The sequence below is a fragment of the Gammaproteobacteria bacterium genome, from assembly GCA_041395725.1.
GTDB lineage: Bacteria > Pseudomonadota > Gammaproteobacteria > Pseudomonadales > Pseudohongiellaceae > NORP240.
Genome location: JAWKZW010000001.1, coordinates 3,277,524 through 3,290,000, shown reverse-complemented (window position 1 = coordinate 3,290,000; position 12,477 = coordinate 3,277,524). Strand labels below are relative to the sequence as shown.

8 protein-coding genes are annotated in these 12,477 nt (G+C 54.3%); 1 reads left to right on the top strand and 7 read right to left on the bottom strand.

Features of this window, described 5'->3' with window-relative positions; all coding sequences use genetic code 11:
- Nucleotides 1-263: 263 nt before the first annotated feature.
- From R3F50_14490 to ilvY, 4 genes are all read right to left on the bottom strand, one after another.
- The gene (locus R3F50_14490; GenBank protein ID MEZ5491511.1) at nucleotides 264-890 is read right to left on the bottom strand and encodes a protein-methionine-sulfoxide reductase heme-binding subunit MsrQ; all 627 of its coding nucleotides are present in this window, start codon (nucleotides 888-890) and stop codon (nucleotides 264-266) included.
- Between the two features lie 27 nt (nucleotides 891-917).
- On the bottom strand, nucleotides 918-1,958 hold the full coding sequence (gene msrP / locus R3F50_14485; GenBank protein ID MEZ5491510.1) for a protein-methionine-sulfoxide reductase catalytic subunit MsrP: 1,041 nt from the start codon (nucleotides 1,956-1,958) through the stop codon (nucleotides 918-920).
- Nucleotides 1,959-2,170: 212 nt separating this feature from the next.
- Complete coding sequence (pssA, locus tag R3F50_14480) at nucleotides 2,171-3,535, bottom strand: CDP-diacylglycerol--serine O-phosphatidyltransferase (protein ID MEZ5491509.1); 1,365 nt, start codon at nucleotides 3,533-3,535, stop codon at nucleotides 2,171-2,173.
- Between the two features lie 253 nt (nucleotides 3,536-3,788).
- Entirely contained in the window at nucleotides 3,789-4,706 is a 918-nt protein-coding gene (gene ilvY, locus R3F50_14475) for an HTH-type transcriptional activator IlvY (protein MEZ5491508.1), read from the bottom strand.
- 172 nt (nucleotides 4,707-4,878) lie between these two features.
- Between ilvY and ilvC the strand changes: the two genes are divergently transcribed.
- Nucleotides 4,879-6,348: a ketol-acid reductoisomerase gene (ilvC, locus tag R3F50_14470; GenBank protein MEZ5491507.1), complete on the top strand. Its 1,470-nt coding sequence runs from the start codon at nucleotides 4,879-4,881 to the stop codon at nucleotides 6,346-6,348.
- 266 nt (nucleotides 6,349-6,614) lie between these two features.
- Here ilvC and ilvN read toward each other — a convergent pair whose 3' ends face one another.
- The 3 genes from ilvN to clpB form a co-directional block, all read right to left on the bottom strand.
- On the bottom strand, nucleotides 6,615-7,106 hold the full coding sequence (ilvN, locus tag R3F50_14465; protein ID MEZ5491506.1) for an acetolactate synthase small subunit: 492 nt from the start codon (nucleotides 7,104-7,106) through the stop codon (nucleotides 6,615-6,617).
- A 1-nt stretch (nucleotide 7,107) separates the two neighbouring features.
- Complete coding sequence (locus R3F50_14460; protein MEZ5491505.1) at nucleotides 7,108-8,835, bottom strand: acetolactate synthase 3 large subunit; 1,728 nt, start codon at nucleotides 8,833-8,835, stop codon at nucleotides 7,108-7,110.
- 1,031 nt (nucleotides 8,836-9,866) lie between these two features.
- On the bottom strand, nucleotides 9,867-12,473 hold the full coding sequence (gene clpB / locus R3F50_14455; GenBank protein ID MEZ5491504.1) for an ATP-dependent chaperone ClpB: 2,607 nt from the start codon (nucleotides 12,471-12,473) through the stop codon (nucleotides 9,867-9,869).
- Nucleotides 12,474-12,477 lie beyond the last annotated feature (4 nt).

Below are 12,477 nucleotides of genomic sequence, written 5' to 3'. Positions count from 1 at the left end.
CAAATTTATTCTACGGCCCCATTTTAACGCCCGCTCAAAGTCTCGGTCGGGGCATCCCTTTCAGTCTTAATGCCGGCACACCCCTTACTCGCCAAAAACGTATAAGCAATTGTTTTATAAGTGATATTAACGAGCAGGCCAAATACGAAGAGACGGCTTTGCAACCGAACTTCCGCATGGGAAAAAACAACTTTTCCGGCGGTTTCCCGAACCATCAAGAGCCAAACCCAGGCACAATCACCCTCGACCGGGCTGATACCTGCTCAGGGAGATTTCAGGCGCCGGTGATTAGCGGCTGTTTTGCGAAGGTAACCCAGCAGCCGATACCCCAACAGTATTGCAAGCACACCACCGTACAACAGCGCTTCTCCGTAATCAGATCGCAATATCCAGATCATATGGATCATGACCAGAACAGCGGCCAGGTAGATGAAACGATGCAAGCGTTTCCAGTTCTTACCCAGCCTTCTAAGCATCGCTTTGGGCGACGTAATACCCAACGCCACCAGGATTACGAAAGCAGAAAAGCCTACTGTAATATAAGGCCGTTCCAGAATTTCCTGATACAGAGCCGACCAGCGGAACCCCAGCAGAAACATGAGATAGACCAGGAAGTGAGCGCTGGCATAAAACAACGCATAGAGGCCGATCATGCGACGATAGCGATTGGTTATTCGCCAGCCAGTCAGTTGCTGGAGCGGAGTGATGGCCAGGGTGGCAAGCAGGTACCTGAAGGTCCATTCGCCGGATTCCTTGGCCAGAGTTTCGCCAGGGTCGGGGCCAAGGTTATTGGTCCAGACCAGATAGAATAGATACAGGAAGGGCAGCAGCGAGATACAGAAAACTCCCAGCTTGATGCCTTTCTGTATCCCGATTCCACTGTTAGTCAAACGTACCGACCCTACTGTCGTCAGTCATCAGAAATAGCGCGCTAAATCCATACCCTCATACAGGCTGGCAACCTGCTCGCCGTAGCCATTGAACGGCAAGGTTTTGATAATAGGGCGGCTGAATAGTGTGTGCGGCAATCGCCTTTCGGTGTCCTGACGCCAGCGGGGATGATGCACTTCGGGATTCACATTGGCGTAGAAGCCATACTCACTGGGTTGCAGGTCGTTCCAGCTGGTGCTCGGCTGCTCTTCTACAAAATTGATACGTACGATTGATTTGATACTCTTGAAACCGTACTTCCACGGCACCACCAGCCGCATGGGTGCGCCGTTTTGCGGCGGGAGATAGTTGCCGTAGACACCGACCGCCATGAAAGTCAGTTCGTTCATGGCCTCGTCGATGCGCAGCCCCTCCTGATAGGGCCAGCGAATTATGGAGAACGGTGAGCGCACCCCGGGCATGGAATCACGGTCCACTGCGGTTTGAAATTCCACGTAGCGAGCCCGGGAGTTTGGTTCAAAACGCTTCAACAGATCAGCCAGAGGAAATCCGATCCACGGAATCACCATAGACCAGGCTTCAACGCATCGAAGCCGATAAATCCGTTCTTCCAGGTCGTGCGGCCTGATTATATCTTCCAGATTGTAAGTTCCCGGCCTGGCGCACTCGCCGCCGATTTCCACGGACCAGGGGTCTACTTCGAAACGCCCGGAATTGCGGGATGGATCGCCCTTGTCCATTCCGAATTCATAGAAGTTGTTATAGCGGGTGACGTCTTCATACGGGGTCAACGCCTCACCGGTATAGTAAGGCCCGGTATCCGGGGCCGGCTTGATAGTGGCGAACTTTGGCTCCCACCACTCCGCCGGGGCTGAGCGCGTCAGACTCATCGGCGCTCTGGCCTTGAGGGCATCGCCGTCCTGCGCCATCGTAAGCTCAGGTAATGAACCCGTTGCTGCCCCCAGAGCGAGGGCTCCAGCTCCAGTCATGAACTGGCGGCGGTTTTTGAAAACTGCTTCAGGTGTTATTTCGGAGGGCTTGATGTCGGACGGTTTCTTGATCAACATTTCTCTATTCCGCTCTCTAGTCTGATTTAATTGTCTGGAACTCGTAGTCTAAGGTTCACTACATGGGTTACGTAACCCATGGCAAGCCGGATTGATTCCAGATAAACCCGCTGCGCTCTCTGGCAGTGCGGCGGCCACTGGGCTGGTCGCTGCCACCAGAGCCTGTTAGCTGCAACTGCTCACCTGTCTCTTTTCACGGCTCGCGCTTTTCTTCAGCTGTTTATTTTTGATTTGCCCTTCAGTTTTACCCTGTCGGTTAGCCGCCGGGCCTGTAACATTTGCCTGTTCGGCCGCTTTGCCGAGGCGCTGCCGGCGGCTGTTACTTCAGCCCGCCATTTTGGTGTAATAAGCCGACTGCTCTTCCGGTCCTGCTTCGCCACTAACCTGTTGCGACGGCTTGCAGTGTACTTCTGCCAGACTTTCCTCTGCGTTGAATCCGACTCTCCTTCCTGGCGGTGCAACAGATTCTTATCATTCCTCGAGGTTGACCTGGTCGACGCCTTGTCGGGATCGTTTGCTGACGACTCTTCCTTATTGTGTACTGCGGGATTGTGTACTGCGGGCTCTGCAGCTTCAGCACCGGCTTCCCGACCAGCTCCGCTTTTATCTTCTCCGACCTCGCCGTTGCCCCCAGCACTTATCGCTTTCGCACTTGCCCTTCCCTTACCCGCTCCTGTCGATGATTTCCCTGCACTGAGGGTGGAATTATCAGGCGCTTGCCCAGCGGGGCCGGACACGCCATCAATGGCCACCGCCCCAGCGGTTTGTGCGCCACCCTTACCAGATCCCCCTCCCTGGCGCCGATATATCCATAAAACCGGACCGGACAGGGCGTACAAAACGCACATTCCCAGCAGCGTTTCGTGAGGATTCTGAGCGATAAGTACCAGCATCGCCACGAACATCAGAAACACGACATAGGGAACAGTCCCCTTTAAATTCATTTCCTTGAAACTGAAATAGCGGTAGTTGGAAACCATCAGTAACCCGGCAATGACCGTGATGCCCGCCAGCGTATAAGCAATACCCGGCGTCACTCGAACCTCGTAAAGCGCAGCTACCCAGACACAGAAAGTAACCAACCCTGCCGCGACAGGACTCTGCAACCCCACGAAAAACCGCTTGCTGACGGTACCCAGTTGCACGTTGAATCTTGCCAACCGCAGAGCGGCGCAGGACATGAAGATAAACGCGGCAGCCCAGCCAGGATTGCCCAGCGAGGACAGCCCCCACGAGAACGCAATCAGCGCCGGCGCCATGCCGAAGGAAACCATATCCGAGAGGCTGTCGAACTCGGCACCAAAGGCGCTCTGCGTGCCGGTGAGACGCGCCACCCTGCCGTCCAGGCCGTCAAACACAGAAGCGATCAGTACCGCCCATCCGGCCGCGTTGAAATCGCCTCCCATGCCGGCGATGATGGCGTAGAAACCGGAGAAAAGAGCACCAAGTGTCAGCAGATTTGGCAACAGGTAAATACCCTGCCTGCGGACCCGTCTGCCTCCTTCGGAAACGAACTCTTCATGCTCATCTATAGGGAGAACACTTTCGGTTCGATCTTTATCTTCTTGTTTTTCCATTAAATTTAGCCTGCGAGTTGAGACTGCATTTTAAGCTGGCCGCGTATTATAACGCCTGTGGCGGTTAGAAACTGTTTTTCTCTTATCACCCGTTGAAAAGTTCACACGCCGGTATCGACCAGGCTATGCCCCCCTATCCTGGCTGTTGCTTTCTGTTTGCTGATTGATAGTTGGTAATTGTTTGTTGTTTGTTTGTTTGTTTGTTTGTTTGTTTGTTTGCTGCTTGTCGTCTGGTTGTTGTTTGCCCCTGCCCTCAGGTTTCCAGCTGCGTACTGTCGGTTTTGCCAGCCAGTTCCCAGAAGGCGCGAACCAGCGGATTACTCAATTTCCTGCGCAGACTGCAGATCCCGATTGTAAATGGCTCAAGAACGGGGTGCACGGCAAGCGTCTCCACCTTGGCCTGCTTGGGACTGTTCTCCACCACCAGAGCAGGAACTACTCCCACGCCAAAACCCAGACTGACCATGCTGACGATCGCTTCGTTGCCCGTGACCTGGGCATAAACTAAAGGCCTGATTCCCTGCTCCCTGAACCAGCCGTTTACCCGCTGCCGTGCGAGCCCGGTTTCCGACAGCACCATGGGGATTTCATTCCAGGGAATGGAGCGATCCTCTCGCCGGTAGGCCTCCAGCCGCTCCTTCAGGGGACAATCAGCAGACGGAGCAATAAATACCAAGGGGGATTCCCCGATCGGTTTGAAGCGCAGCTTTCCGGGCAACTGATCCGGCCGGGCAGCGATTCCGATATCTTCCTGTTCCTCGAGCACTCGCTGAATGGTCAGAGCCGTGTCGCCCGTATGCAATTGAATCTCGACACCAGGATACTGGGCCCGAAACTGATCCAGCAGAACTTTCAGAAACGAATAGCTGGCAGTGACCGAGCAGAATACGCTGAGACGGCCGGACAGACTGGTTGACTGACTTACCAGCCGCCGCCGCAGCAGCTCCCAGCTCTGCAGTGACTCATCGGCATATTCACGAAACAGTTCGCCGGCCTTGGTGAGGCGCACAGTGCGATTGTCCCGCTCAAAAAGTTGCACGCCAAGTTCATCCTCAAGGCGCTGTATCAGTCGAGTCAGACTGGAAGGACTGATATAACACTCCGCACTGGTCCTGGAAAAATGCAGCGTCCTGGCCAGGTGATTAAATATCTGCAGTTCACGAGTGTCCACAAGCGCATTCCTGACGGGCAGCCAGCCCGGTAATATTTCATTATTCGAAATATAATATTGCGAATATATCATTTTACGCAACGACTATTATCACCTACCATGCCGCCCCAGAAACCTCTTACCCATCCAAAGTGGCAGCAGCCACCGCACAACCTACTGACGGAGATTTGCGATGAATTATTTCAACACCCTACCCCTGCGCCTGCAGCTGCAACAGCTGGGCAAATGTCGCTTCATGGACAGCTCGGAGTTTACCGACGGTGTTAACACGCTGAAAGGTAAAAAAATCGTCATCGTAGGCTGTGGGGCTCAGGGTCTGAATCAGGGCCTCAACATGCGCGACAGCGGCCTGGACATTGCCTATGCACTGCGCGCCGCCGCGATCTCTGAGCAGCGCCCCTCCTGGAAGAACGCCACTGAAAACGGCTTTACAGTCGGTACTTACGAGGAACTGATTCCCACTGCCGATCTGGTGCTGAACCTGACGCCGGACAAACAGCATAGCGCCGTGGTCGAGCAGATCATGCCGCTGATGAAACAAGGTTCCGCGCTGGCCTATTCGCACGGTTTTAATGTCGTGGAAGAAGGCATGCAGATACGTGACGACATTACCGTCATCATGGTGGCGCCCAAATCCCCTGGCTCAGAAGTCCGGGAAGAATACAAGCGTGGCTTTGGCGTCCCTACCCTGATCGCTGTCCATGCAGAGAACGATCCGAATGGCAACGGCCTCGAAATTGCCAAGGCCTACGCTGTAGCCACCGGCGGTCATCGTGCCGGGGTTCTGGAATCTTCATTCATCGCCGAAGTAAAATCAGACCTTATGGGTGAGCAGACCATTCTCTGTGGCATGCTGCAAACCGGCACGCTGTTGTGCTTTAACAAAATGGTAGAAAAAGGGTTGGACCCGGCTTATGCATCAAAGCTGTGTCAGCATGGCTGGGAAACAGTCGCCGAAGGCCTCAAGCATGGCGGCATTACCAACATGATGGACAGGCTGTCAAATCCAGCCAAGATTGTAGCCTTTTCTGTGGCGGACGAACTGAAAGAAATCATGGCCCCGCTGTTCCAGAAGCATATGGACGACATTATCACCGGTGAGTTTTCCTCAACTATGATGGAAGACTGGGCAAACGACGACAGGAATCTGCTTGGCTGGCGCGAGGAAACAGCGGAAACCCCGTTTGAAAAAACAGCCGCAGGTGAGATGGAAATTTCCGAACAAGAATACTATGACCGCGGCATACTGATGGTGGCAATGGTAAAAGCAGGCGTGGAGCTTGCCTTCGAAACCATGACTTCCAGCGGCATCATTGCCGAGTCAGCCTATTACGAATCTCTCCATGAGGTACCGCTGATCGCCAACCTGATCGGCCGCAAGAAACTTTACGAGATGAACAAGGTAATTTCTGACACCGCTGAATACGGCTGTTACCTGTTTGCCAACGCCTGCGTTCCACTGCTGGAAGACTTTATGCGGGACATCGACATAGATGTGATAGGCCAAGGCCTGCAACTGACAGATCATGGCGTCGATAATGCGGAACTTATCGCCGTGAACGACAAGATTCGCAGCCACCCCATCGAAACTGTCGGTAAGCAATTGCGATCGCACATGACCGCCATGAAGAAGCTGGTATAGGTCGACAGACAAACTTCGGTCCGGCCAACAAACAAAAGGTTCGACCAATTCCACCCAGCAAAAATGGGCCTCGATAGAGGCCCATTTTTTATCTTCTGCTTGTATTGAACATCCTGTCAGTCCGGCCGTTTACCGCACGAATCCCATCCTGTTGCCCCGCCCCCCACAGGGGCTGGATACCTCAATACAGCAGGCACAAGGCTACCAGTAAATTCATTCGCTACGGGGATCAGACCGACTGAACGAAACAGCCAGCCCCTGCTGACCTAAAGACTCAGCACCTTTTCTCCGCGGGCAATACCCGACACACCGGTTCTAACTACCTCAAGCACTGATGCCGAGCCAATGGCGCTTATAAAGCCATCCAGTTTGTCGCTGGTGCCTGCCAACTGGACTGTAAAAGTGTTCTGAGTCATATCCACTACCTGGCCACGAAAGACGTCAGCCGTCCGCTTGACCTCTGCTCGCTGCACGCCGCTGGCCTTTACCTTGATCAGCATCAACTCACGCTCCACGTGCGCGCCTTCGGACAGATCTACCAGCTTTACCACATCAACCAGTTTGTTAAGGTGCTTGGTAATCTGCTCGATTTTGCGATCATCACCCGCAGTCGTCAGTGTCAGCCTGGACAGGGAATGATCCTCGGTAGGCGCAACAGTGAGGGATTCGATGTTGTAGTTGCGCTGAGAAAACAGCCCTACCACGCGCGACAGGGCGCCGGGCTCGTTCTCCAACAATACGGAAATAATGTGCCTCATCTTATGTACGCTCCGTTTTGCTCAAAATCATATCCTTCATTGCGCCACCCTTGATCGCCATGGGATACACATGCTCCTCTGGATCCACCAGCACATCAACGAACACCAACTTGTCCTTGAGCGCAAAGGCCTCTTCCATCTTTTCATGCAGCTCCGACATTTTCTCGATACGAATGCCCACATGCCCATAGGCTTCTGCCAGCTTGGTAAAGTCCGGCAGCGACTCGGCGTAGGTACTGTGGGAGTAGCGCCCGCCGTACTGCATATCCTGCCATTGCTTCACCATGCCGAGAGCCTGATTGTTCAGGCAGATAATCTTTATGGGTAACTGGTACTGCATGCAGGTCGCGTACTCCTGCAGGTTCATTTGAAAACTGCCCTCCCCGGTCACGCAGACCGAAGTGGCCTTGGGAAATGCGAACTGCACCCCCATAGCCGCAGGCAGTCCGAACCCCATAGTCCCCAGCCCGCCCGAATTTATCCACCGCCGTGGCTTGGCAAACGGGTAATGCTGGGCGGCGAACATCTGGTGCTGGCCTACATCGGACGAGATGTAGGCGTCTCCCTTGGTCACCTCATACAGCGCCTTGATAACACTTTGTGGTTTGATGATGTCCCCTTCCGAAGCAGGGATCTTTAAGCTGTCCCGCTCCCGCCACTGCTCGATCTGCTTCCACCAGACCGCCAGGGATTTTTTATCCACTTTCTGTTCCGCTGACTCAAGCAGCTCCAGCATCTCTTTTAAAACCGCAGTCACGGAGCCGACGATGGGCACATCAGCCGTGACCGTTTTTGAGATGGAAGCCGGGTCAATATCGATGTGCAGAATTTTGGCATCAGGGCAAAATTTGCTGACATCAGAATTGGTGACCCGATCATCGAAACGAACACCGATACCCAACACCACATCGGCGTAGTGCATGGACATATTGGCTTCGTAAGTTCCATGCATGCCCAGCATACCGAGGAACTGTTTGTGGTTGCCCGGAAACGCACCAAGCCCCATCAGGGTATTGGTAATCGGGTAGCCCAGTTGTTTGGTCAGTTTCGTTAACAGTGCACACCCTTCACCCTGAATCACGCCGCCACCGGCGTAAATGACCGGCCGCTTGGCGGCAAGCAGAATCTCCATCGCCTTTTTGATCTGACCGGTGTGCCCCTTACCTGGCACCGAGTAGGAGCGCATCTTGATAGATCTGGGGTATTGGTAAGGCAACTTGACCTTGGGGTCGGTGACGTCTTTGGGAATATCGATTACGACCGGTCCGGGACGCCCGGTGGTGGCGATATGGAAAGCTTTCTTAACCAGCATTGGAATCTCAGCCGGATTCTGGGCCATAAAGCTGTGCTTTACGATCGGCCGGGATATACCCACCATGTCGGTTTCCTGGAAGCCGTCCGAACCTATCAGCTTGCTTTCAACCTGGCCGGAAATGACTACCATGGGAATGGAATCCATGTACGCGGTGGCAATACCGGTTATCGCGTTAGTGGCACCGGGCCCCGATGTGACCAGCACCACGCCCGGTTTGCCGGTGGCCCGCGCATAACCATCTGCCGCATGTGTTGCAGCCTGCTCATGGCGCACCAGGATATGCTCAACCTTGTCCTGATTGAATAGTGCGTCGTATATGTGCAGCACGGCGCCGCCGGGATAGCCAAAGATTATCTCGACACCTTCATCGTGCAGGGCACGAATCAACATTTCACCACCGGAGAGTAAGTCCACTTTCTTTCGCCTCTAGCTTGCTATGACTTAATTTAACTACTACGTAATTTGATTACTTCAAAAACACCAGCCACGGGCATCGGACCGCCCTGCGCACCGGTATCGTTCAGAATGAGTGTTTTCAGTTACATAAAGCGTTGGCACGAATCACCGCTACAGAATCTCGGTTACTCCGCGGCGCAGACTCACCTGCCACGAATTCGTGATTTTCCTGCTTCATGTCGGCTACCTACGTGATAACGTGATAGAAGCCTTAGGTGGATGTTTTCTGACACCTAGACAGCGACCCTGGCCGGGGTAGTAAATGCTTGTGCCAGAGTCACAGCAGATAGGATGAGGGGTTGCCTTCTCTTTCTGCCAAAAAGCAACCCGCTATTTTCCCAGCTTATGGGACAAAGTCAAGGAATCGTGACGGGCTGAAGCGTCTCTGATTGATCATCTTGGGGGTCGGATGTGTTCATGGCCAACGGTGATTGTTAATTGGTGGTGCTTTTAGTGCTGGCAAGGGGTGGGATTGGGGTTACCAGAGGGGCTTCGAGCGGCGCGGCAGGCTGAGGGGTCTGTGGGCTTCGGGCCGCGCCCGTCCCGGGTCCCTTCACTCTGAAAAATGCCCTGGAAAACGTTCATTTTTCTCCGCCCAGTGCTGGTCCTTGATTGCAGCCCACCGGCCCGCTGCCGACCGCACCTTGGCACTAAGTGACACTCATTATCCAGTGACATCCAGTGACTTCGAACAAGACTTTAGTAATTGCAAATAGCTGTTCAAGCAAATAGGTTTACGGAAGAGCTGTTGCATCCTTTCATCAAATTACCAAGGTTAGAATCTCGCACTGAGCACCACGGCGGGGGGGGGGATCTGCCGGCGGAGCAATCAAAACGCAGCACCGACTGACCGAAGGAGACCGTCCTTCAGGGCTTTTGACCGAGGGAGGGAATCCCGGAGGGATGTGCGTCGCTCTGTCGGCAGCCCCCCCCGGGGTGGTGCGGTCTCTAAAAAGAACCACAGTAAGAACCAGATTCAAATAGATACTCTACCCGGCTGGCGCCAGCTTTTCGAAACTGAACTCGCCATCCGCATCGACAGCGATGCGAATCCGGTCACCCGGCCCGTACAGCCCCTGGATCACCTGCTGCGCCAATGGATTCTCGATCCAGTTCTGAATCGCGCGCTTAAGCGGGCGAGCACCATAGACCGGGTCGTAGCCGAGGCCGGCAATCTTGTCCAGCACGGCGTCTGACACCTCCAGGCTCAGCTCACTATCGGCCAGGCGCTTGTTGAGCAATTGAATCTGGATATCGGCAATGCCCCGAATCTGCTCTTTTGCGAGTGGATGAAAGACTACCGTCTCGTCGATACGATTCACAAACTCCGGCGAAAAGTGTTTAACCACCACCGACAGCACGGTGTTCTTGACCGACTCGTAGGTCTGCTCGTCCGGCACTCCACTCTGCATCGCTTCCTGAATTCGATCCGACCCCAGGTTCGATGTCATTACGATCACAGTATTGCGGAAATCCACCGTTCTGCCATGACCGTCCGTCAGGCGCCCGTCATCCATTACCTGCAACAGGATGTTGAAAACATCTGGATGGGCCTTTTCCACTTCATCGAGCAGCAGCACCGAGTAGGGCCGCCGTCGAACCGCCTCAGTCAGGTAGCCACCCTCCTCGTACCCCACATAGCCCGGCGGCGCACCGATCAGCCTGGCAACTGAGTGCTGTTCCATGAACTCAGACATATCGATACGCACCATGGCATCTTCGGTATCGAACAGAAATTCCGCCAATGCCTTGCACAGTTCTGTCTTACCAACCCCAGTAGGCCCAAGAAACAGGAATGAGCCGTTAGGTCGATTGGGATCGGAAAGCCCGGAACGGGATCGACGTACCGCGTTTGCCACCGCATTGACCGCCTCGTCCTGGCCGATTACCCGCCGGTGCAACGCCTGCTCCATCTGCAGCAATTTTTCCTTATCCCCCTGCAGCATCTTGCTTACCGGAATCCCGGTCCAACGTGACACCACGTCGGCAATTTCCTGCTCGGTCACGCGGTTGCGCAACAGTTGCCTCTCCTGGGTTTCGGCTAATGCAGCCTGTTCCAGTTTTTTCTCCAGATCCGGAATCACCCCGTACTGGATCTCCGACATACGTGCTAGGTCACCCGCCCGACGCGCCGTTTCGAGATCATGGCGGGCTTTTTCCAATCCGCTCTTGAACGACTGCGCACCCTGCAGGGAAGCCTTCTCTGCCTTCCAGATCTCCTCCAGGTCTGAGTATTCTTTTTCCAGCCTGGCGATATCTTCAGCCAGCTTTAGCTTACGCTTCTGCGTAGCCTCATCTTCGTCCTTCTTGAGAGCTTCCTGCTCGATTTTAAGCTGAATCAGCCTGCGTTCGAGCCGATCCATTTCTTCCGGCTTGGAATCGATTTCCATTCTGATCAGACTGGCGGCTTCGTCCACCAGATCGATAGCCTTATCAGGCAGCTGGCGGTCAGTAATGTAGCGCTGTGAAAGTTTAGCCGCTGCAATGATGGCAGAATCAGAAATATCCACTCCATGGTGGACTTCGTAGCGTTCCTTCAGACCGCGCAGAATTGCGATAGTGTCTTCCTCGGTCGGCTCTTCGACCAGCACTTTCTGGAAACGTCGTTCCAGTGCGGCATCCTTTTCAATGTACTGTCGGTATTCGTCCAGCGTAGTGGCACCCACGCAATGCAATTCACCACGGGCAAGCGCAGGTTTCAGCATGTTGCCGGCGTCCATGGCACCCTCGGCTTTGCCGGCACCCACCATGGTATGAAGCTCGTCAATAAAAAGAATGACCGAACCTTCCTGCTTGGACAGTTCATTCAGAACGGCTTTGAGACGCTCTTCAAACTCACCACGAAACTTGGCTCCGGCAATCAACGAGCCCATATCCAGCGCCAGGATTTTCTTGTCCTTGAGGCCTTCGGGCACCTCACCATTAACGATACGCTGGGCCAGCCCTTCAACAATTGCGGTTTTACCCACACCCGGCTCGCCGATCAGCACTGGGTTGTTCTTGGTGCGGCGCTGCAGCACCTGGATGGTGCGGCGGATTTCGCTGTCGCGGCCGATGACAGGATCCAGCTCGCCGGCTTCGGCTTTTTCGGTAAGATCCACACAATAGCGCGACAGGGCCTGCCAGGCGTCTTCGGCACCGGCATCACTCACAGTATCGCCGCCACGCAGGTTGTTTATAGCGGTTTCCAGAGCCTGCTCCGAAACACCAAATGAATTAAGCACTTTGCCAACGGCACCCTTATCGCTCATCGACACCAGTACAATAGTTTCACTGGAGATGAACTTGTCGCCTTTTTTCTGGGCCAGCTTGTCAGCCTGGTTAAGCAACCGGGCCAGATCCTGGGAAATGGAAATATCTCCCTCGCCACCCGGCACTTTCGGCAGGTCATCCAGTACCTGCAGCAGCCGGCTGCGCAACGCTGCAACGTTGAATCCCGTCTGCGAGAGTAATGGCTTCACCGAGCCGCCCTTCTGATCAAGCAAGGCAATGACCAGGTGAACTGGTTCGATAAAGTTGTTGTCGTTACCCAGCGCAAGGGATTGGGCATCACTCAGCGCGGATTGCAACTTACTGGTAAATTTTTCAAGACTCATGGAT

Bases quoted from the DNA above. Each gene is read 5' to 3' on its own strand.
- msrP (MEZ5491510.1), bottom strand. From the start codon at position 1,958: ATGTTGATCAAGAAACCGTCCGACATCAAGCCCTCCGAAATAACACCT.
- pssA (MEZ5491509.1), bottom strand. From the start codon at position 3,535: ATGGAAAAACAAGAAGATAAAGATCGAACCGAAAGTGTTCTCCCTATA.
- ilvC (MEZ5491507.1), top strand. From the start codon at position 4,879: ATGAATTATTTCAACACCCTACCCCTGCGCCTGCAGCTGCAACAGCTG.
- ilvN (MEZ5491506.1), bottom strand. From the start codon at position 7,106: ATGAGGCACATTATTTCCGTATTGTTGGAGAACGAGCCCGGCGCCCTG.
- clpB (MEZ5491504.1), bottom strand. From the start codon at position 12,473: ATGAGTCTTGAAAAATTTACCAGTAAGTTGCAATCCGCGCTGAGTGAT.